Genomic DNA, 20,122 nt, shown 5'->3' with positions numbered 1-20,122 from the left:
TTAAATTTAATGCTTAAATCTCTATGCAATAAGAGGATGTTTTAAAAGTTTTTAATGTGTAAACAGACCCCTCTCCAAACCTCTCCCCTACCAGGGGAGAGGCTTTAAAACCCCCATTCCCTTGTAGGGAAGGGGGGGAGGGGGGTTAGGTTTTTGGAGATTATGGGTTTCATATAATACTTTTCAAACAACCTCTAAGAGTTTTAAGATAAAACTCGTTCAGAAATCAAATGGGATTCCTGTATTTTTATAATTGTCAAAATTAGGATATCTTTATTCTAACAATTGCGGCATTCTTGGTGGTGCTGTTTTCCACATTAAATCAATTTCTTCCGGTGTGAGTTGATACGCTTGATTAATTAAATCAGAAAGACGCTGTTCTAATTTTAAAGCTTCGTTTTTCCGGCTGTTAATTTCGGGAACATAATCATTATGTGCTTTACGCAAAGCTGTAAAAGCAGATATATCTAGAGGAGGTATAATTTTTTTTGCAGTTGTTTTCCTTACCATTCTTTTTCTCACTTCTTCTACAAAGTCTGGAAATTCCAAAGTAGCAAAATCTTCTAATTTATTGCCCAGTTTCTCAATTTTGTATTCTATTTGCAACCAGTCAAGAACATCTTTATAAACTTGTCCGTTGAGTTTGGTAATTTCAATTAACCGTGTGACAATTGCTTCTACTTCTGCGCGGATTTCTGCTGTAGGTTGTGCAATCGGAATATTTTCTGTATAGATGTTTTTCAGACGTAATACTTCATCTTTACCATGAATTGTATTTCTCCACAACCATGACCACATAAGAGGTGAATTGAGAACAGCAAGCAACCATAAATCAGAACAAGGTAAAGCAAAACAAGTCATGTCTATGAATACATTTTGTTTATCTAAACAAAATCGTGAATGAAAAGCTAAATCCTGCCAAATAATTTTAGGTTCTTCAAAAAGATGATAAGATGATGGTGATGCTTGTAATTGCCGCCATAACTGTTTACCTGCTCTAGCCTCTAACTTATTTCTATAAATTTCTAAATGTTCTTTAATCACAGGATATTGTTCTATATCTATATCTTTGTGAGCAAAAATTATCCAAACTTTATCCCATTCAGGAATCCATCTTTTAATATCTTGACCTCTCAATAATGGCTTGATGATTTCCGCGCATTTTGGGTCAGCTTGAACTAATTTATTCTTAGTAGCATCATCTATGAAAAAAGCCTCATTAAAACCTGTTTTTATTCCACATATCGGTTTAACTCCAGCAAACTCCTTTAACGGAACTCCTACCCGTTGAATTTTCCGCATTAAATCATCAACCGCAGGAGGTTCTAAACTCCAAGCATTAGCAGTAAACCGCGACCAAGGAATAGTAAAACTGTTTTCTGGATTCTGCACATATTGAATGAGGTTAATATTTTTCAACTCCGCACGGGGAACAGAACAAATTAAAACCGATTTTTTCTCATTCTCTGTATTTGAAACTTCAGATTTCCTCGCAGCGATAATACAGGGAAAAGTATCAGCGTCTTCAAAAATTGGTGCGTGTCCAAAATCAATAATTTGTTCAAAGACACTTTCTTGAGAAAAGAACCGTCGCAAAGGTTCACCATAACCAGAACGTAACCATTTATTAGTGACAATATAAGAAATAATTCCTGCTGGTTTGAGCAGATTTAAACCCTTTTCATAGAAATAAATATAAATATCTGCAACTCCGTCATAAGTTTGATAATTTTCCTGTAAATAAGGTTTAAATGGTGATAATAACTCCTGACGAATATAAGGAGGATTTCCAATAACCACATCAAAACCACCTTCAGCAAATATCTGGGGAAATTCATTTTCCCAATTAAAAGGTAAATCTGTGATTTTTGCATCATTAATGATGGAATTACCGATTTTAATATTATCGTCCAAATAACTTAAAGTTTTTCCCTGAGTTGCAGTTTTTAACCACAAAGATAACTTAGTAATTTCTACCGACTCTGGAGATAAATCAACCCCAAATAAATTATTACTGAGAATAGTTTTATCTAATTCCATATTTTCTGTAGTTTGATGTTTCAGAAATTGCAAATTATCATTAACTCGTTGATACTGACTTGCAAAATAATCAAAAGCTGCAATTAGAAACGCACCAGAACCACAAGCAGGATCAATAACTCGCGTTTTTACTAATACTTCGTCTCTGTAACTTTGCCAAAATTCAATTTCCCGTTTTTGATTTTCTGCTGTATCTGTAAATTCCCCTAATTTAAACTTTTCTCTTAATTCATCTTCACGGTTTTGTAAATATCCACCAATTGCAACTTCGACAATATATTGCGTAATATAAGCAGGAGTATAAAATACGCCTAACTTTTTCCGTTTACCTTGTTTTCTATCAAATTCCTGTTTAGCAATATCAGCTTTTAATTCTTCTAAATCTGTAATTGACTGCTCAAAAATTCGTCCTAAAATATCTACCGAAACTTCCGAATCAAAATCAAAACGGGTTAATTGTTGCAGTTGACCACACCAAGAATCAGGAATATCTAATAGTTGATCTAAAATTGGATCATGTTGAAATAAACCACCATTATAACCGGGAATTGGGGGATCTTGATTACCTTGGTCAACCCAACGAAAAACGGCTTTATAATTTTCCCAAATTGGTCGAGGATTATAAATATTTTTACTATTATAGGCCTTGCTAATTGTCTTTTCGGGTAATAATCCCCTATCTTCACAAAAAGCAATAAATAAAATTCTGTCTAATGTTTTTTGGGCTTTCTCAATTAATACTTGATCACGGTTAGGAATATTCAACTTACTACCAAAACGAAACCGGAAATCTTTAACTATATTTAATCTAACTTGTTTATATTCTTCATAAAGTTTTTTAGTAATGTCCTCTTGTGCTTCCTCAGAAGTTACTAACAAAGTATCAATTTTAGATACATCTTTAACTGGTAAAAAGGTTTCCCGACAAAGCAAAAAATAAAATCTTTTAAATTCCTCTAAATTTGCCAAATCAACTAATAAAAACTTTTCATAATAAGCCGGAGTTTTATTGGTATGATATAATCGTAATTCTCGATAATTAGAAATAATAATCCAATGACAATCAGGTGTATAATTAGCATAGCGCCAACCCTGATCAACGGCGGATTCTTTTCTTCCTGGTGCGGGTCTATCTAAATCATCTTTTGTCCCTTTTAACTCAATTGGTGCAACAACTTTACCCTGTAATTTTACCTTTCCTTTGTTATTTTCCGTAGCGGTAAAAAATCCCACAGCAGCATCAGCAGAACCCCCACCGTCAGCAATAGTTTGTTCTGCGTGAATTTCCCAAACTTTACCACCACCTGCAATAATGGAAGAATAACTTAAAACATCTTGAAAGATATCTTTGAGAAAATCACCATGCAAAGAAACTTCTTTTACTTGATTAAGAGTCCCTGAATTTAAAGCTTCAATCCATTTTTTAATAATTTTGTGCCGTTCTTCCAAATCTGAAGGAAATTTAAAATTAACCAAGGCATTTTTTAACGTCTTTTTCTGAAATAAAGTTTTAGAAAATTGTTGATTCATAACTATAATTTATAAATGTAGATCATTTCATTTAGCTCCTCGACTTCTCAAATAAGTCGGGGAACTGGGTAACATATCAATTTAATGATATCATACAAGAGTAAAAAAGTTTCTAGTACATCACAAAAATCTTTACATCTAAAAAACCTTAACGCAAACCAACATCCTATACATCCTTAAATCCTGTACTTCGACTTCGCTCAGTAACCGGATATCCTGATTCAGACCATTCAAAAATGGTACAATATTAATAATCCACAAACCCGAAACGGTAATGGTTCAAACCCCTATCAAAACCTTAACCCTTGATGAATTTCTCAAATTGCCAGAAACCAAACCGGCAAGGGAATTTATTAACGGTGAAATCATTCAAAAACCCATGCCTCAAGGAAAACATAGCACAGTTCAAAGCGATTTTGTTTCTGCGGCTAATACGGTTCTCAAACCCCAGCGTATAGCCCGCACATACTCTGAATTACGCTGTACCTTTGGCGGTAGATCCATTGTACCTGATATTGCCGTCTTCACTTGGGAACGCATTCCCCGCGATGAAAATGGTGAAGTTGCTAACACCTTTGCTATCCCTCCTGACTGGACAATTGAAATACTTTCTCCTGAACAAAATCAAACTAAAGTTGTGCGGAATATCCTCCATTGTCTTAGTCATGGTACTCAAATGGGTTGGCTAATTGACCCCGCAGAAAAATTAGTTTTTGTGTATTTTGCTGATCAACGGATTCTATTATTTGAACTAGAAACAGATAGCTTACCTGTTCCATCTTTTGCGGAGTCCTTTAATCTTACAGTAGGTCAACTTTTCGGTTGGCTAAATGAATAAATATTCGACATATTCTTTTATTTGAGTTACAAGCATTAGTTAACAATCAACTACAAATTTTATGGATTCTCATTCCCCGTTATGTCAAATAATAGCCCATCGGATTATCACCAGTCCTCAAAAAAGAATTACCTTTGCGGAATACATGGATATGGTGTTATATCATCCAGAATATGGTTATTATTCCAGTGATGCTATCAAAATCGGCTTTCGCGGTAGTGATTTTTTCACATCTGCCAGTTTAGGCGCTGACTTTGGGGAATTACTAGCAAAGCAACTTTACCAAATGTGGGAGATTCTAGATAAACCTATCCATTTTGATTTGGTAGAAATGGGAGCAGGACAAGGTATATTAGCATCCCATATACTCAATTATATAAAGCAAGAATACCCAGATTTTTTTACCGCAGTCAAATATATTATTGTTGAAAAATCACAAAGTTTAAAACAAGAACAACAACAACGGTTACAAGATTTTCCTGTAGATTGGTGTAACTTGGAAGAAATTCCCTCCAAATCTATTAACGGCTGCTTCTTTTCCAATGAATTAGTAGATGCTTTTCCAGTCCACCAATTTACTTTAGCAGCAGGAGAATTGCGGGAAATTTATGTCACGATTGGGCAACAATCGGAGGAAGAAAATTCTGCTTTACCTCTATTTATTGAAATAATAGGAGAACCATCAACACCACAATTAGGAGAATATTTTAAGTTAGTGGGCATTGATTTAAGCCAAAATACTTATGAAAATGGCTATCGTAGTGAAATTAATTTAGCAGCTTTGAACTGGTTGGGTATAGTGGCAGACTGCTTGGAACGCGGGTATGTGTTAACAATTGATTATGGCTACCCCGCTCATCGTTATTATAACCCCAGGCGATCGCAGGGAACTCTCCAGTGCTACTACCAGCATCGTCATCATGATAATCCTTATATCAATATTGGGCAACAAGATATCACAGCCCATGTTGACTTTACAGCCTTATCATCTTGGGGTGAACGGTGCGGACTCAAAAACATGGGTTGGACTCAGCAAGGGCTATTTTTGATGGCATTGGGAATAGGTGAAAGGTTAGCTGCACTCTCCTCTCAACAGCAACCAATATCACAGTTGCTACAACGCCGAGAAGGATTACACCAACTAATTAACCCAGGAGGACTAGGCAACTTTGGCGTTTTAGTCCAAAGCCAGGGACTAACTGAACAAGAAGCATCACAACCACTCCAGGGATTAGTCGTACCAGAGTAGAGATCAAAGAGAAAGGTTAAAAATCTCTTTAACAATCCTGTATTAGTCCTGATTGCACTAGCATAACAGAGATGACATTTAAGTCAAAAATCTACCCAAGAGAAATAATTATGAATGCTCATGATCTGTTAGTGCTAGTAACTCTACTTTCCCCCGGACTCTTACTTTCCGTCATCATTATGGTGACTTTTGCCGCTGGAGGCTAGTACCGCTTCGCGGAAGTCAAAAGTTAAAAGTCATAAAAGTCATAAGAGGAAAGAGAAAGAAAAAGGAAGAGGAAACGGAAAGGACTTTTTTTATTTATTCTTTCACTTTTCTTTCTCCTGACTCCTGACTCCTGACTTCTTCTACTAACAACTGACCACTGACAAAGGAACGTAAAACATGAAGGTGGCATTTCTGGGAACTGGATTGATGGGACTACCGATGGCTCAAAGGTTATTAGCTACCGATATAGAACTAATTGCCTATAATCGCACCCCAGAAAAATTAGAACCGTTACGGAAAGCAGGGGCGCAAATTGTGACAAAACCCCGCGAAGCCATCCGTGCTGCTGACTGTATCGTGCTAATGCTTTCTAACGCCGCAGCTATTTATCATGTACTTCTGACAGATACTTCTTGGCATACTTTATCAGGACGCAGCATCATTCAAATGGGGACAATTAATCCCTTAGAAAGCCAAGAAATCAGAGATACAGTAGTTGCGGCTGGTGGTGAATATATAGAAGCACCTGTCCTCGGTAGTATTCCCGAAGCTCAAACTGGCAAGTTAATTGTCATGGTAGGTGGAGAGGAAGAACAATATCAGCGTCATTTAAAGTTACTCCAACATTTTGGCGAAAATCCTGTATATATAGGCGCTGTGGGTTCGGCATCAAACCTCACCCTGGCGCTCAATCAACTGATTGCTTCTCTCACAACTAGCTTTGCTCTGAGTCTGGCATATATCCAGTTGCAAGGCATTGATGTTGATTTGTTTATGCAGGTTCTGCGCGAAAGTAAACTTTATGCTCCCACTTTTGATCAAAATTTGCGGCGGATGTTAGATGGCAATTACAATAACGCTAACTTACCAACAAAACAACTGATCAAAGAAATAGATTTATTTATCTCGGAAGCAAAATCCTTGGGTTTGAATCTCAACAGCATTGAGGGTGTAAGGCAAATCTTACACGCAACTATGAAAATGTCCTATCCAGAAGATGATTATTCATCCGTATTTCCAGCAATTCGGGAATGGGGTGAAGTCAGTGGAGGTTGAAAAAGAATGTAGAGACGTTCCATGGAACGTCTCTACAAAGAACGTCTCTACAAAGGTGATGACTAAAACGGGATGTCATCTGGATCGGGTTCTGGCGTAACTCCTACAGGGGATGGAGACTGCACAGGGGCGGGTTGATATGCCGGCTGAGAGGGCGCTACCTGGGGCATTGGGGCTGATGTCGGATAGTTTGATTCATAATTAGTCTGGCTGTAGGTTGGTGGCGCTACAGGGGTTTCATTGACTGGTGTGGTTCTCGTGGCTGCTGGTGGTGAACTGGTATAAGTACCTTGTCCGATGGCGTGAATCCTTTGGACTGTTAATTCTGCGCGTTTTTCCTTAAATCCTTCGGGGCGATCAATTGTATTCATGCCTAAGCGCCCTTCAATAATAACGCGATCGCCCTGATGATAACTTTGGTGAATCTCTTTGGCTAAATTTCCCCAACCTACGACTTTTAAAGGATGCGTTGGATCTTCTGGTTTTGCTCCCGCGACATGAACGATCATTTCTGTAACTTCTAACCCATCTGGTGTGTGACGCAGTTGGGGATTATCGTAAATTTCTGCCATCAAAATACAACTGTTCATTGTCTTCTCCTGATTTTTAATACTTTTTCTCGCGGTGAATTTCACTCGACGAGAAAAGTGAAGCATAATTAGTTAGGGCAATTATCACACGGATCATTGTTTTTCTATATTACACCTGACTAGAACGAGTATTATGTTTTGTCTGTGTAGAACAATTGTACTATATTCCAGTCTGGACTGTGATTTATATAATTAATTGGATTTATGTGATTATAGTAATTTGGGCTGTATGATAGTCTTTGCTTAGAAGGAAAAGTTTTATGTTAAAGCGTATTTATATTGATAATTTTCGCTGTTTGGTAAATTTTGAGCTTAATGTTGATGCAATTAATCTATTTCTTGGTGGTAATGGTTCAGGTAAATCAACTGTTTTTGAAGCTTTGCGGAAAATTCAAAATTTTATATTAGGTGAATCAAAATTAGAGTCTATTTTTGATTATTTTGATTTTACTTGCTGGCAAACTTCACCAATTCAACGTTTCGAGTTAGAAATAGATGGTAATGATGGTAACTATAAATATGAACTTGTAGTTGAAGCTAATCAAGATAAAATCTCTGTTTCCTATGAAAGATTATGGTTTAATGGACATCCTTTACTAAAATATGAAAATGGCGATGTACAACTTTTTCGAGATGATTATTCAGAAGCATCAAAATATTCATTTCTTTCATCTCAATCTATATTGTCCTCTTTATTACCAAGAAATGACAACAAAAAACTATTCTGGTTTACAAAACGGATAGAGAAAATAATTATTGTACAAATTGTTCCTATTTTAATAAAGAGTGGTGGTGCAGAAACAAAATATCTAGGTTCTAAAGCTGAAAATTTTGTTTCTTGGTATAAATATATTTCACAAGATCAAGGGAAAGTTGCTGAATTAATCAATGTTTTAAAAGAAGTTTTAGATGGTTTTATTAGTTTTAAGTTTGAGCAAATAGGAGAAAAATATGTTGGTTTGAAATTAAAATTCACATCAGATTCAGAAGATAAAAATACTATTGATTATCATTTAGGTGCATTATCAGATGGTCAAAAAGCACTAATAATATTATATACACTAATTTACTGTATGAAATCAGAAGATTATACACTTTGTATTGATGAACCGGAGAACTTTTTAGCACTTCCAGAAATTCAACCTTGGTTAAGACAGCTATATGATTTTTGTGATGAAGGAAAGTTACAAGCTTTACTAATTTCACATCATCCCGAATGTATTAATTACCTTTTAGCGTCACCGATTGGTTATTGGTTTGAACGTCAAAGTAATGCACCTGTAAGAGTGAGAAAAATCAGTAATGAAGAAGCTGATGATTCAGGATTAAAGATTTCAGAACTGATTGCGCGGGGATGGTTATAATGAGCCAGCGGAGAGTGCAGATTGTAATTTTGTGTGAGGATAAACAACAAGAAGTTTTTGCTATTCATTTTTTGCAAAAGCGCGGTTTTACCTTAGATAGAAATTTCCGCACCGAAATTTGTCCTAAAGGTGCAGGAGAACAGTTTGTTAGAGAAAAATATGCCCAAGAAGTGGTAGAGTATCGTAGACAAAGAAATAAACGTTCTGGAATGCTAATTGTTTTAATTGATGCAGATAAAAAAACAGTCGAAGAAAGACTAAAGCAATTAGATGATGCACTTATAGAAAATTCACAACAACTTCGTCAACCTAGTGAAGCCATAGCAATTTTTGTTCCTAAAAGAAATATTGAAACATGGATACATTATTTACAAGGTACAAATGTTGATGAACAAGCTGAAAAGCCATATCCCAAATTCGATAAAAATGAGTCTATTTGCAAACCCTATGTTGAGCAATTAGTCAACCAGTGTTATCAAGGTAATTTAGATGAGAATGCACCACCTTCTTTAAAAGCTGCGTGTGGAGAACTGCAAAGAATTTTGCCGTTAATTGGATAAGTTATCAATTCTCATTTCTTGCGAATTTATCGCTTCAATATTGAAATTGAGGCTGTGTTATTATTCATCATAAAAAAGTGTTAATTTAGTTTAACTCCCATATCTACACCATCACTTTTCAATTGTCCATCTTCCATGTAAATAATCCGATCAGCTATATCGAGAATGCGGTTATCATGGGTGACTAATAAGATAGTACAGTTTTGTTCCCTTGCTAGAACTTGCATTAATTCCACCACATCGCGTCCAGATTGTTTATCTAAGGAAGCTGTCGGTTCATCTGCTAAGACTATTTTGGGATGACTGACTAAAGCGCGGGCTATAGCTACCCGTTGTTTTTGTCCACCGGATAAATTCTCTGGATAGTAATTAACCCGTTCTCCTAAACCAACGTGTTCTAACATTGCTGTAGCTTTAGCATTAATATCACCATTGAGATGATTTTCATGTAACTCCAAAGACATCCGCACATTTTCTTTAGCTGTTAGAAAACTCATCAAATTATGTGCTTGAAAAATATAACCAATTTGGCGACGTAATTTAGTTAATTGCCCTTTTTTTGCACCAGACATTTCCTGTCCTAATATTTGCAAACTACCATTTTGGGCAGAACGTAAACCGCCCATTAATGATAATAGGGTAGTTTTGCCCGAACCAGATGGACCAGTCATAATGACAATTTCTCCTGCCTTAATCTCTAAATTAATATCAAATAAGACTTGTTTTTGCAGCGTCCCTTTCCCAAAATAATGATTGAGATTACTAACAGAAATAACTGTTTCTGAACTAGAAATAACTTCAGAAGGAATAGTTGTAACTTCCAATGACATAGTTCCTTACCTTTGCGTGAGATATAAAAATTGTTAGGTTAAAAAATATCCGCCGGATCAGCAGAACGGAGTTTTCGCATCGCTATTGCGCCAGAAACAGTACACATAATTACTGTTAATAAAAAAACATTAATTGCCCGATCTACCTTCATATATATTGGTAAAAGAGTTGCGGCAAATGTAACTTGATATAACCCAAAAGATAGGAAAAATGCAGGTAAATAACCTAATGCAGCTAAGAATAATGCCTCTTGCAATAAAACTCGCAATAGATAATTATCAGTATAACCCATTGCTTTGAGAGTGGCATATTCTGGTAAATGATCAGAAACATCAGAATACAGCACTTGATAAACAATAACAATACCAACAATAAAACCGACTATCACACCCAAACCAAAAATAAAACCAATCCCTGTACCAGTCACCCAATAAATTCTTTCTTTCTGGGCAAATGTTTCGGGAGTACCAACTTCAACAAAGGGATTTTGAGGATCTGGATTTAGTCCTATTTGTAGTTGTGCTTTGACTTTTTCAATATCAGCACCGGGTTGAAGAGTAATTAATCCAACTTCAATTTGATCGGCTTTGCGAGTAGAAAATAATTGTAAAAAAGTAGAATCACTAACTACTACATTTCCATCCGCAGCAAAGGAAGCACCATTTTGAAATAAACCCTTAACACTGACATTCTTTCCGCTTAATTCGGCGTTAAACTTGCCAGTTTCTCGAAAGATATTGCCAATCTCTCCATATTCTGGACGACTGGCTTCATCAAATACAACTTGATTTAATTGTTTAAGATCATCTTTCTTTGCTTGCAGTTCAGGAAACTTTAAACCAGGTGCAGATGGATCTACACCCCAAACTAAGATAGATCGATCTATTTTAGTTTGAGGATTGCGCCATTGTCCGGTACTAATGTAAATAGAACTGACTGATTTTACACCGTTGTAACTTAATGCTTGATAAAGTCTTTCTCTAGAAAAGCTTTTGACTGAAACTAGGGTTTGAAATTGAGGATTTATTAAGACTAAATCTGCTTGTAAATTGCGGTGAGGTTGAATAGCAGCATCAAATAATGCACTTTCAAAACCCATCTGAATAAATATCAGCATATCCGCGAAAGTAATTCCCGCAACTGCAACCAATAGTCGCGTTTTTTCCTTCATTAATTGTCGCCAAGCTAGGGGCGTTTTCCGAAAGATTTTATTAATCATGAGTTTTTTTATGCATCTTGATGAGAAATTAATTACAATTTAATTGCTGTTTGCACTTGTAAATTAGTTAAGCCAGAAACTTTTTTGCTATCTTCAGGATTGAGGCGAATTTTTACTTCGATAATGCGACTGTCTAAATTTTCTCCTGGTTGATCACTAAAAACATTTTGGCGTTTGACTTGTAAACCAATTTGTTGGACTGTACCTTGTAATTCTCCTGTAAATCCTTGACTGGTAATTATGGCTTTTTGTCCTAATTTTATCTTACTAATATCAGTTTGATAAACTTCTGCTACTACCATCATTGTGTTAGTTTGGGCAAAGTCAGCAATCCCTTGATCACCAATTTTTTCACCGACTTTAGTATGAATTTTGAGAATTTGCCCGTTTATGGGAGCGCGAATATAAGCTGCTTCTAATTCAGTTTCTGCTTTTTTAAGATTAGCGATCGCACTTTCGACTTCTGTTTGTGCTAACTGCACATCTACAGGACGAATTTCGGCAATACTATTAAGTTTAGCCTTGGCTTCACTAATTTGTTTATTGCTAGTATTATTAATACGATTCAGGGCAACTTTAGCTTCTGCTAATTGTTTATTAGCTGTAGTATTAATCCGTTTCAGAATAGCTTGAGATTCATTTAATGTTTGTTTAGCTGTTTCTATATTTAACCGTTTGCTATCAATTACAGAATTAGAAATTGCCCCTTCAGCAAATAACTGTTGATAGCGTTGATATTCTGATTCGGCATTTTTGAGTTCTGCTGTTAATTTATTAATAGTTGCTATTTGAGCAATTCTATCACCTTCCCATTGGGCTGATATCCGAGCAATATTTTCCTGTTGGGATTGTTTATCTCCTGCATATTGTGCCTTAATTCTCTCCACAATTGCTGACTGTTCTTGAATTTCTCCTGATTTAGCCCCAGCTTTAATTTGTGCAAGTTTAGCTTGAGCAACTTTCACTTGTTTCGTGCTTTGAATAACAGAATTTTTTAAAAGATCACGAGATTGTAAAATGGCAATTACTTGACCGACTTTAACATTATCACCTTCTTTAACTAATACTTCCACAATGCGATCGCCATCTAATGCTAAAGGTGCAGATAATTTAATTATTTCCGTTTTCGGTTCTAGTCTTCCTAAAGCAGTAACTATTTGCGGAATAGGGACAATAGGTTTGGATTCAGTTACAGAAGATTTTTCCATTTTTCCAAAGTTAGAAATCCCATAAATAGCAATTCCTCCTGTTATCGCAGTGGCCGCAATTATTAAAGCAATTAACCCTTGATTTTTAGGTTTAAACAACTGTTTATAACTCATCATAACTCCCAAAGTGATAAAACAAATTTTTCTACATTTATTGACGCTTAACTACTAACCTTAAAGTCGGTTTTTTGTCGTAAATAGGCTACAATCATCTCTCCTAAAAGCTGACACTGTTCAGAGAAATCAATGTTTTCATTTCCCCATAATTTTTCGAGAACCACACCATTCACAAAACTCAAAACAAAAGATGCTAATACTACATCTGGAACACCTAATAAATCACAGGCTACTTGCTGACATCGTTGATTAGCCCGTTTAAAAACAGTGCTATTACTCAACATTATTTTTGAGTCTTGATGTTGACAAAAATCAACCCATAGATAAGTCCATTTAATTAAATAATCCTCATTTTTAACAAGATATTGACCCAACGCTGCCATCAATTCTAATAAGTTATTTTTTCCTCCAAATTCTGTTAAAGCTGTAATGATATCCTGCTGACTAATTTCTTCCACCAATTGCTCAAACAAAGCTTGTTTGTTGGGAAAATAATGATATAGCGTACCTGTGGAAACCTTTAAACTCGCAGAAATCTGCCGCATAGTAATCGCTGCATAGCCTTTTTCAGCAAACAAATCAAAACATTTATTGAGTAATTCTTTACGGTATTGTTCATGATTAACAATTTTCGGCATAACAGCTATCGTCTCTATATCGAACGCTTGTTATATTAAATAATATAATAAACCTAAAGTGTTTGTCAAGATATCTTTACAAATTCAGATATCCTAATTCAATAGGATTTACGCATTGACAAGCTCAACCATGAGGTATGGGTTTCGGGCATTTCAACGTGATTTTGTGATGCTTTTTGAGCGAACTGCTTGCAGCAGCGCTTCGCTATCACTGGTCACCTCGAAATGTTGCTATCATTGGAGGTTTGATTAATACTGTTTTAATTGGAATTGCTACTGTTTTGCTAATATTAGATAGTTTTAATCTCATTTTTTTCATTGTAATTGCTGTTTTATTTGGATTATTTGAGGCTATTTTATACCCAGCGATTCTTGCCCTCTTGCCTCAATTGGTGAGAAAATCACAATTAGCAGAAGCTAACGCTTGGATACAGGGCAGTGAACAGTTTACCGAAGTCATCGGACCTGCTGGTGCGGGTTTTATGATTGGTGCGTTTGGATTAACCATTGCTTTTGCAATCAATACACTCATATTTGCCTTTGGTAGTTTGTTCATATACCTAGTGCGGACTCGTCGCCGTCAACCTCTGGCAACTGAACCAGAGAAACAAGCTTTAACAGGTGAGATTATTTTAGGTTTAAAATATGCCTGGACACGGTCTGCAATTCGCATCAGCCTGTTACTCATAGCAATGATTAATTTTGCGATGCTTGATCCCTTCTCTCAAGGTGTTTCTGGAGTGTTAGTAGAATTCAGTTTGACGGGATTATTTGTAGCAGCTGGAGTCACAATGTTCCTCACTGCCATAGCTTCGTCAATCGGCCGCACTCATACAATTAAATAAGTTACTACTTATTCTTCATTACCTGTTTCCGAACCTGTAATTTCAGTGCGTAACCTGAATCATTATTTTGGATCAGGTATGCTACGCAAACAAGTATTATTTGACATTAATTTGGATATTCAACCTGGTGAAATTGTGATTATGACTGGACCTTCCGGTTCAGGTAAAACTACACTTTTGACTTTAATGGGTGGTTTGCGTTCTGCTCAAGAAGGTAGTTTGAAAATTTTAGGACAGGAAATATGTGGAGCAAATAAACAACACTTAACTAAATTGCGCCGTCAAATAGGTTATATTTTTCAGGCGCACAACCTGATGACCTTTTTAACTACCCAAGAAAATGTGCGGATGTCCTTGGAATTGCATGATGAATATCTAAATCATGATATCAACAACAAAGCGATCGCCATGCTAGAATCTGTTGGTTTGGGAGATCGTATCAGTTACTACCCCGAAAATCTTTCTGGTGGACAAAAACAATGGGTGGCTATCGCTCGTGCTTTAGTCAGCCAGCCTAAAATTGTCTTAGCTGATGAACCTACCGCTGCACTTGATAAAAAATCTGGCCGCGATGTTGTGGAATTGATGCAGAAACTTGCTAAAGAACAAGGCTGTACTATTTTGCTTGTTACCCACGATAACCGCATTTTAGATATTGCTGACCGGATTATTTATATGGAAGACGGTCAGCTTAAAGATGTCAATATTACGGCGAAGATACAGTAAACAGAGTGTATTTAGTATTTCAAGGTGATTAGCTACTCCTTGTCCTGATATTTTTCATAATGAGCGACCTGTTAATTATTTTTAACACCATCCTTATTAAATATCCTCTCAGTCCAGAGGTAAGGAATTGGTAATAAAAACCAGACATATTCCCACCAACCTTGATCGATAATAGCAACTCCTATTGTTAATAAGGAAAACATCGGCTCTATCAAGATTTTCCATCTTGTAGAAATAATAATTTCACTATTTAGATCATCGGCAATTAGTCGGTGTTTATAAGTCGCATAATTCCAGTTAATAAATGATATCAATCCAATGAATGCAGTATTGACGCTAAAGCATATTTTCACAAGAGCATTTTCTGGAAAATAAATAACTAGGGTGTCAGAGTAAGGAATCAGAAGTATTCCCATCAGATAAAGTAAATAGAGTGAGATATGAATTGTATCTGCTTGTTTGTAATATTTAAATTGCTTGATATGTTCTAGCCAGTAGAAACCAACAGTCACAAATGCGATCGCGTAGCTAGTGAGTGGTTTTATTTGAGCTAGTAAAAATGCCACAATTTCTGAGTCTGTGGGCTGTTGCAGATTTTCAGGAAAATCAAGAGCTAAGAAGCACTCTGCCATTGCCAGTGCGAATATAATATCAGCTATTCTCTGAAGGTGGACAATAGGCTCTTTCTGATCAGAATTATTGTTTTTATCTTCATTCATTAGTCATATCCAAAAGTGCAGGCTACTTTTAATTTGTACGTTGGGTCAAAGTAAACTTACGGTGGAAAATAAAATTCAAATAACAAGAATTTCGGCATAACAGCTATCGTTTCTATATCGAACGCTCGTTATATTAAATAATATAATAAACCTAAAGTGTTTGTCAAGATATTTTTGCAAATTCAGATATCCTGCTGATTGCTCCGCGAACGCTCACGTTTCACAACCTAACCTACAAATTAAGGCTTTTTCCACTTTTTCAGCAAGCCCTAATTATAATTAAAATGGTGTTTTTACCTGTAAGTGGAAGATTTTTTCTACATGAGGATGCTGAAACCTCAACTCTCTCGCGTGCAGATATAATCTATCAGTATCACTATGATAACCATAGAGTTTATCCCCCAAAATTGCCATTCCCAGTCCTCTTGTATCAGCAGCATGAACCCGTAATTGATGAGTCCGTCCAGTCAAAGGCACAAATTCAACACGGGTATAATCTCCTTCTCTGTTCATAACGCGGAAGTGAGTTAAACTAGGTTTACCTCGTGATAAATCAACTTCTTGATAAGGACGATGATCAGGATTTCCCCACAAAGGTAAATTAATTTCACCTTCATTAATAGCTAGAGAACCTGTCAGCAAAGCTTCATAAACTTTATGAATTTGTCTTTGTTGAAATTGTTGACTTAATTGAGAATGAGTAATTGGATCTTTAGCTATTAAGAGAATCCCGGAAGTATCTTGATCTAAACGATGTACCGCGATTATTTCTTGATTATATAGATGACGTAAACGACTAATTACACTATCTTGATTATGAAAATAACGACCGGGAACAGATAACAGTCCTGATGATTTATTCACAGCAATTAGCCATTCATCTTCATAAATTATTTCTACTTGATTTGGCTTTAATCCTGATAGCAAAAATCCCATTAATGGCTGACATCTTTCTAAACAAGCACCATAAAATTCTCCTGAAACTTTATTCTCGACCGCAGAATCACCCCACCAAAATTCAGCCATTGCTAAAGGTTTTAGTTGATGAGTAGCTGCGTAATTTAATAATTTAGGAGCGCAACATTCTCCTGTTCCGGTTGGTGTTCCTGCTGGTAATAATTGCTGTAAAGATAGAGATTGTCCTTGAAAATTAGTTAAGCTATAAGCAGCGTGCATTTCTGTTTGTAATTGCCGAGATAGTTGTTTCCGCTGTTGTTTGAGTTCTGTAATCTTCCTATCTGCGGACGTTATAATTTGCTGTAAAGGCTGTAAAATTTCATTTTGATGGCGTTTAAGATTTCGGCGGTCAATTCCCTGCTGACGGCTTTCTGCTTCTAGTTTTTCCAAAGCAGTTGTGAGAGATTCATCTGTGAGAGTTTGATAAAATTCTTGACGTTGTTTGTGTCGTTGCTGTTTGCTATGATCATGATGTAAGCTCATAATTTGTAACTGTTGGGTATATTCCACGGACAGAGTTTTATATTCTGCTCTTTCGGGAATTTGTTCAAGGGTAATAATTTCTTGTTTAATTGCTGCTAACTTTGCTAAAATCTGAGTTTCTAATAAAGCCACTTCCTCTCTACCAGGAATTGGTAACACCCAACCTGTAACCATACTATTACCATTTAATAAACCGGAAAATGCTTTAATAACTCTTTGTTCACCATTGGGTAATTCAACTAACAAAATACCATACATTTTTCCCTCATGGGAATAAAGATGATTTTGTTCAAGTTGCTGCATGAGACTATCAGCTATAGCTTCTGCTAAAGGTGTGCGGGGTAATCTCAATATTTCACCAGTTTGGGGACATTTTCCTTCATAGTAATAGTTAGGCTGTGCGGAATAAATGATAAAATTGGATTCGATAAAGTCTGAAAGCGGATGAAGAAGAATCATAAAATATATATAGTATGATAAATTATTGGATAGTTAACAAATTTTTGTTTAAGTTGTTTGTTTTAATTGGGAAGCTTTTTTTGGTATGGATGTTAGATGTTAGTATATTTTACAATACCTCTGATTATTCTCACACCAGAAATTATCAATAATCCCGTCGGGAATTTTATCATCACGTTGATACAGCACTTCCCGGTGTTATGAGGTACATATCTAGCGGGCAAGATGCCCGCACTACAAAAGTTTCATGATTCAACTTTGTACCTCATAAGAGCGGAAACCGCTGTATTTTTGTTTTTACCATTTTTCCTCATGTATTTTTTTGTAGATGAGGATATGAAACTTTCCCGAAACCTGTGGGAACATCTTTGGGAAAATCCTGTGGAGGAAGTTTAGATAAGTAGGTGAACGGAAAAAAACCGTAGACGCGAAGCGGCTTCTCGAAGAGTAATATGTAACGAAAAGTAAAATCGCCCAAACCCTCTTCACTCTTGCCTCTTGCCTCTGGTTACTGAGCGAAGTCGAAGTATTGCCTCAAGCCTAGTGCCATAACGACGATTTTCAATGCTAACCTACTTAGGCTTTGGTTTGGACAATCTGTAGGTTGTGATCACAAAGTATTTGTTCCCATAGATAATTGTCAACACTCAGAATAAAAAATAAATGGTTATATTTAATTTAGCTTGTGTTAAGATAGTTATTTTTCAGAATTTACAAAATGCGTAATCCACAAAAGAACCACATTAAAATTGATCCGGCTACCCTGGTTTTAATCGGGTCTGCTTTGATACTATTACCACTATTACTCGCTGGTTTTTTGGGGTAATTAGCTATCCGCAAAATTAAAAATTGGTTATTTCCATTGACTGAAAATAACCATAAACTAAGAGTAATTTGTTTTCGCAATATTTAAATATCAACATTGATATTTTCTATCTGTCTAGCTGCTTTCTCCCAAAGCTTTGCGGTTTCTTCATCATTCCAGTGAGTTCTCAGATTTTCCGCTTTTTTATGACATATCCGTTCTAGCATCTCTAAAATTGCAGCTAGTGTCAACTGCTCGACTAACCCCTCTAAAGCACTCATGTATTTTTTCATGACAGATACCCCTTTAATTTCTACTGGAAACTGAGGGAATTCTTTCCACTTCCTGCGTTAGTTATCAACACAAGAAGTACAAATTCTCGTCAATTAGTTGTGACTTTTCTGTTATCTACCTCATCAGTTGAAGAATTTCCACTTCTTCTTGATTCTCTACATTTGCAGGAAGTAGAGTTGTAATCTACTTTTTGGAGTGAGTTAAGAATCTCTATTTTACCTAAAATTGTGAGATGCTGTACTAAGCTGGGATTTCGTGATTTATAGAATTTTATACTTTACAAATACCCTTTGATACTTAAAACACAATATACTGATATAATTATTACATGACAAGATTCATTCATGATCAATTTGCTAAGGACTATTTAGAGGAACTTCTCAAAAACTATGGAGAGGTTCAAGCACCAAGTCGTGTAGCGGGAGAAGTTAGAGAAATTGATGTTTACTTTTCTCCCTATCCCCAAGCAAATCCTAATTTACAACTTTTAGGTTTATTAGGTAAATTTGCATCTACTCCCGCGATTTTTGAACCTTATCGCAATCCGGCATCATCTGATGAGATTTGTGATTGTTTGTTAAAGTTATTAGAAGTCAAAGGAGTGTTAAAAAGAGAAGCGAAACGCAATAAAACTAATCTTCAAGAATCAGAAATTCCGAAACTGTGGATACTTACTCCGACAGCATCACCAGAGATATTATCTAGCTTTAATACTACCTTAAAAACTGACTCTTTACCAGGAATATACTATTTAGGGGCAGCGTTACGTACAGCCATAGTAGTTATTCATCAACTACCACGAACGGAAGAAACTCTTTGGATTAGAATGTTAGGAAGAGGAAATGTTCAAAAACAAGCTATTGAGGAACTAGCAGAATTAACAGTAAACCACCCATTTAGGAGAATCACGCTAGAATTATTGTACAACCTGCAAAAACACCTGGGAGTCAATCAAGAAACCGAAGATAGGGAGATAATTATGAGATTAGCACCATTGTATCAACAGGATAGAGAGTTGGCGGTTCAGGAAGGGAAAATTGAGGGAAAAATTGAGGGAAAAATTGAGGGAGAAACTTTGTTAATTATCCGGCAATTAAATCGTCGCATTGGAGAAATTAATTCAGAATTAATTGCCAAGATTCAAAAATTATCACTTGATAAATTAGAAATGTTGGGAGAAGAATTATTAGATTTCACCAAACTTGATAATTTAGAAAGTTGGTTAAATCAAAATCAAGAATAATGTAGTTGGGCTTGAGTTCTAAAATTACAGCACTTTCCGGTGTTATGAGGTACATATCCAGCGGGCAAGATGCCCGCACTACAAGAGTTTCATAATTCAAGTTTATACCTCATTAGAGCGAAATATGCTGTATCTTAGGCTTTA

General features: G+C 36.0%; 18 protein-coding genes. 9 read left to right on the top strand and 9 right to left on the bottom strand.

Annotated features, from left to right (window positions below; all coding sequences use genetic code 11):
• Positions 1 to 273 precede the first annotated feature (273 nt).
• Positions 274 to 3,570 carry an Eco57I restriction-modification methylase domain-containing protein gene (locus BMF77_RS21550; RefSeq protein WP_148765716.1) on the bottom strand — a complete coding sequence of 1,099 codons (3,297 nt, stop codon included), beginning with the start codon at positions 3,568 to 3,570 and terminating at the stop codon, positions 274 to 276.
• A gap of 274 nt (positions 3,571 to 3,844) precedes the next feature.
• Between BMF77_RS21550 and BMF77_RS21545 the strand changes: the two genes are divergently transcribed.
• The 3 genes from BMF77_RS21545 to BMF77_RS21535 all read left to right on the top strand — a co-directional run bounded on the left by BMF77_RS21545 (position 3,845) and on the right by BMF77_RS21535 (position 6,920).
• Positions 3,845 to 4,408, top strand: a complete 564-nt coding sequence (locus BMF77_RS21545; protein ID WP_148765715.1) for a Uma2 family endonuclease — start codon at positions 3,845 to 3,847, stop codon at positions 4,406 to 4,408.
• Positions 4,409 to 4,469: 61 nt separating this feature from the next.
• Positions 4,470 to 5,657, top strand: coding sequence for a class I SAM-dependent methyltransferase (locus BMF77_RS21540; RefSeq protein ID WP_148765713.1), 1,188 nt, complete (start codon positions 4,470 to 4,472; stop codon positions 5,655 to 5,657).
• A gap of 384 nt (positions 5,658 to 6,041) precedes the next feature.
• On the top strand, positions 6,042 to 6,920 hold the full coding sequence (locus tag BMF77_RS21535) for an NAD(P)-dependent oxidoreductase (protein ID WP_015078484.1): 879 nt from the start codon (positions 6,042 to 6,044) through the stop codon (positions 6,918 to 6,920).
• Between the two features lie 62 nt (positions 6,921 to 6,982).
• Here the strand turns inward: BMF77_RS21535 and BMF77_RS21530 are convergent, their stop codons facing one another.
• Positions 6,983 to 7,510 (bottom strand): single-stranded DNA-binding protein, encoded by a 528-nt coding sequence (locus tag BMF77_RS21530; protein ID WP_148767148.1) that lies wholly within the window; start codon positions 7,508 to 7,510, stop codon positions 6,983 to 6,985.
• A 260-nt stretch (positions 7,511 to 7,770) separates the two neighbouring features.
• Here BMF77_RS21530 and BMF77_RS21525 point away from each other — a divergent pair, with 260 nt between their 5' ends.
• Positions 7,771 to 8,874 carry an AAA family ATPase gene (locus BMF77_RS21525; RefSeq protein WP_148765711.1) on the top strand — a complete coding sequence of 368 codons (1,104 nt, stop codon included), beginning with the start codon at positions 7,771 to 7,773 and terminating at the stop codon, positions 8,872 to 8,874.
• Positions 8,874 to 9,434, top strand: coding sequence for a hypothetical protein (locus BMF77_RS21520; protein ID WP_148765709.1), 561 nt, complete (start codon positions 8,874 to 8,876; stop codon positions 9,432 to 9,434). Before BMF77_RS21525 ends, BMF77_RS21520 begins: the two co-directional genes overlap by 1 nt.
• 80 nt (positions 9,435 to 9,514) lie before the next feature.
• On the opposite strand, the gene BMF77_RS21515 is transcribed toward BMF77_RS21520, so the two are convergent.
• From BMF77_RS21515 to BMF77_RS21500, 4 genes are read right to left on the bottom strand one after another with little or no spacing between them, the layout of a single operon-like run.
• Positions 9,515 to 10,264 carry a DevA family ABC transporter ATP-binding protein gene (locus BMF77_RS21515; RefSeq protein WP_148765707.1) on the bottom strand — a complete coding sequence of 250 codons (750 nt, stop codon included), beginning with the start codon at positions 10,262 to 10,264 and terminating at the stop codon, positions 9,515 to 9,517.
• A gap of 38 nt (positions 10,265 to 10,302) precedes the next feature.
• Positions 10,303 to 11,484 (bottom strand): ABC transporter permease DevC, encoded by a 1,182-nt coding sequence (devC, locus tag BMF77_RS21510; protein ID WP_148765705.1) that lies wholly within the window; start codon positions 11,482 to 11,484, stop codon positions 10,303 to 10,305.
• Between the two features lie 32 nt (positions 11,485 to 11,516).
• Positions 11,517 to 12,806 carry an ABC exporter membrane fusion protein gene (locus BMF77_RS21505; protein ID WP_148767146.1) on the bottom strand — a complete coding sequence of 430 codons (1,290 nt, stop codon included), beginning with the start codon at positions 12,804 to 12,806 and terminating at the stop codon, positions 11,517 to 11,519.
• Between the two features lie 47 nt (positions 12,807 to 12,853).
• Positions 12,854 to 13,447 carry a TetR/AcrR family transcriptional regulator gene (locus BMF77_RS21500; protein WP_053539090.1) on the bottom strand — a complete coding sequence of 198 codons (594 nt, stop codon included), beginning with the start codon at positions 13,445 to 13,447 and terminating at the stop codon, positions 12,854 to 12,856.
• 176 nt (positions 13,448 to 13,623) lie between these two features.
• Here BMF77_RS21500 and BMF77_RS21495 point away from each other — a divergent pair, with 176 nt between their 5' ends.
• Both BMF77_RS21495 and BMF77_RS21490 read left to right on the top strand, forming a co-directional pair.
• Positions 13,624 to 14,292 (top strand): MFS transporter, encoded by a 669-nt coding sequence (locus BMF77_RS21495; protein WP_148765702.1) that lies wholly within the window; start codon positions 13,624 to 13,626, stop codon positions 14,290 to 14,292.
• Positions 14,293 to 14,370: 78 nt separating this feature from the next.
• Entirely contained in the window at positions 14,371 to 15,018 is a 648-nt protein-coding gene (locus BMF77_RS21490) for a DevA family ABC transporter ATP-binding protein (protein ID WP_371735131.1), read from the top strand.
• 71 nt (positions 15,019 to 15,089) lie between these two features.
• On the opposite strand, the gene BMF77_RS21485 is transcribed toward BMF77_RS21490, so the two are convergent.
• Together BMF77_RS21485 and BMF77_RS21480 are read right to left on the bottom strand one after the other, a co-directional pair.
• A complete protein-coding gene (locus BMF77_RS21485; RefSeq protein WP_148765698.1) occupies positions 15,090 to 15,737 on the bottom strand; it encodes a TMEM175 family protein in 648 nt (215 codons plus the stop codon).
• Between the two features lie 279 nt (positions 15,738 to 16,016).
• The gene (locus BMF77_RS21480) at positions 16,017 to 17,636 is read right to left on the bottom strand and encodes an RluA family pseudouridine synthase (RefSeq protein WP_148765696.1); all 1,620 of its coding nucleotides are present in this window, start codon (positions 17,634 to 17,636) and stop codon (positions 16,017 to 16,019) included.
• Between the two features lie 225 nt (positions 17,637 to 17,861).
• Here BMF77_RS21480 and BMF77_RS26950 point away from each other — a divergent pair, with 225 nt between their 5' ends.
• Complete coding sequence (locus BMF77_RS26950) at positions 17,862 to 18,032, top strand: hypothetical protein (RefSeq protein WP_168204472.1); 171 nt, start codon at positions 17,862 to 17,864, stop codon at positions 18,030 to 18,032.
• Positions 18,033 to 18,545: 513 nt separating this feature from the next.
• Here BMF77_RS26950 and BMF77_RS21475 read toward each other — a convergent pair.
• Positions 18,546 to 18,734 carry a hypothetical protein gene (locus tag BMF77_RS21475; RefSeq protein ID WP_148765694.1) on the bottom strand — a complete coding sequence of 63 codons (189 nt, stop codon included), beginning with the start codon at positions 18,732 to 18,734 and terminating at the stop codon, positions 18,546 to 18,548.
• Positions 18,735 to 19,063: 329 nt separating this feature from the next.
• Between BMF77_RS21475 and BMF77_RS21470 the strand changes: the two genes are divergently transcribed.
• Positions 19,064 to 19,978, top strand: coding sequence for a DUF4351 domain-containing protein (locus tag BMF77_RS21470; protein WP_148765692.1), 915 nt, complete (start codon positions 19,064 to 19,066; stop codon positions 19,976 to 19,978).
• Positions 19,979 to 20,122: the final 144 nt, after the last annotated feature.

Origin of the sequence: Dolichospermum sp. UHCC 0315A (assembly GCF_008121535.1) — a bacterium.
Taxonomy (GTDB): domain Bacteria; phylum Cyanobacteriota; class Cyanobacteriia; order Cyanobacteriales; family Nostocaceae; genus Dolichospermum; species Dolichospermum lemmermannii.
The sequence above is the reverse complement of the archived record's forward strand: the minus strand, read 5'-3'. Positions and strand labels throughout refer to the sequence as shown.

Coding starts and splice junctions, on each gene's coding strand:
- BMF77_RS21550 (WP_148765716.1), bottom strand. CDS start 3,570: ATGAATCAACAATTTTCTAAAACTTTATTTCAGAAAAAGACGTTAAAA.
- BMF77_RS21545 (WP_148765715.1), top strand. CDS start 3,845: ATGGTTCAAACCCCTATCAAAACCTTAACCCTTGATGAATTTCTCAAA.
- BMF77_RS21540 (WP_148765713.1), top strand. CDS start 4,470: ATGGATTCTCATTCCCCGTTATGTCAAATAATAGCCCATCGGATTATC.
- BMF77_RS21535 (WP_015078484.1), top strand. CDS start 6,042: ATGAAGGTGGCATTTCTGGGAACTGGATTGATGGGACTACCGATGGCT.
- BMF77_RS21530 (WP_148767148.1), bottom strand. CDS start 7,510: ATGAACAGTTGTATTTTGATGGCAGAAATTTACGATAATCCCCAACTG.
- BMF77_RS21525 (WP_148765711.1), top strand. CDS start 7,771: ATGTTAAAGCGTATTTATATTGATAATTTTCGCTGTTTGGTAAATTTT.
- BMF77_RS21520 (WP_148765709.1), top strand. CDS start 8,874: ATGAGCCAGCGGAGAGTGCAGATTGTAATTTTGTGTGAGGATAAACAA.
- BMF77_RS21515 (WP_148765707.1), bottom strand. CDS start 10,264: ATGTCATTGGAAGTTACAACTATTCCTTCTGAAGTTATTTCTAGTTCA.
- devC (WP_148765705.1), bottom strand. CDS start 11,484: ATGATTAATAAAATCTTTCGGAAAACGCCCCTAGCTTGGCGACAATTA.
- BMF77_RS21505 (WP_148767146.1), bottom strand. CDS start 12,806: ATGAGTTATAAACAGTTGTTTAAACCTAAAAATCAAGGGTTAATTGCT.
- BMF77_RS21500 (WP_053539090.1), bottom strand. CDS start 13,447: ATGCCGAAAATTGTTAATCATGAACAATACCGTAAAGAATTACTCAAT.
- BMF77_RS21490 (WP_371735131.1), top strand. CDS start 14,371: ATGCTACGCAAACAAGTATTATTTGACATTAATTTGGATATTCAACCT.
- BMF77_RS21485 (WP_148765698.1), bottom strand. CDS start 15,737: ATGAATGAAGATAAAAACAATAATTCTGATCAGAAAGAGCCTATTGTC.
- BMF77_RS21480 (WP_148765696.1), bottom strand. CDS start 17,636: ATGATTCTTCTTCATCCGCTTTCAGACTTTATCGAATCCAATTTTATC.
- BMF77_RS26950 (WP_168204472.1), top strand. CDS start 17,862: ATGCCCGCACTACAAAAGTTTCATGATTCAACTTTGTACCTCATAAGA.
- BMF77_RS21475 (WP_148765694.1), bottom strand. CDS start 18,734: ATGAAAAAATACATGAGTGCTTTAGAGGGGTTAGTCGAGCAGTTGACA.
- BMF77_RS21470 (WP_148765692.1), top strand. CDS start 19,064: ATGACAAGATTCATTCATGATCAATTTGCTAAGGACTATTTAGAGGAA.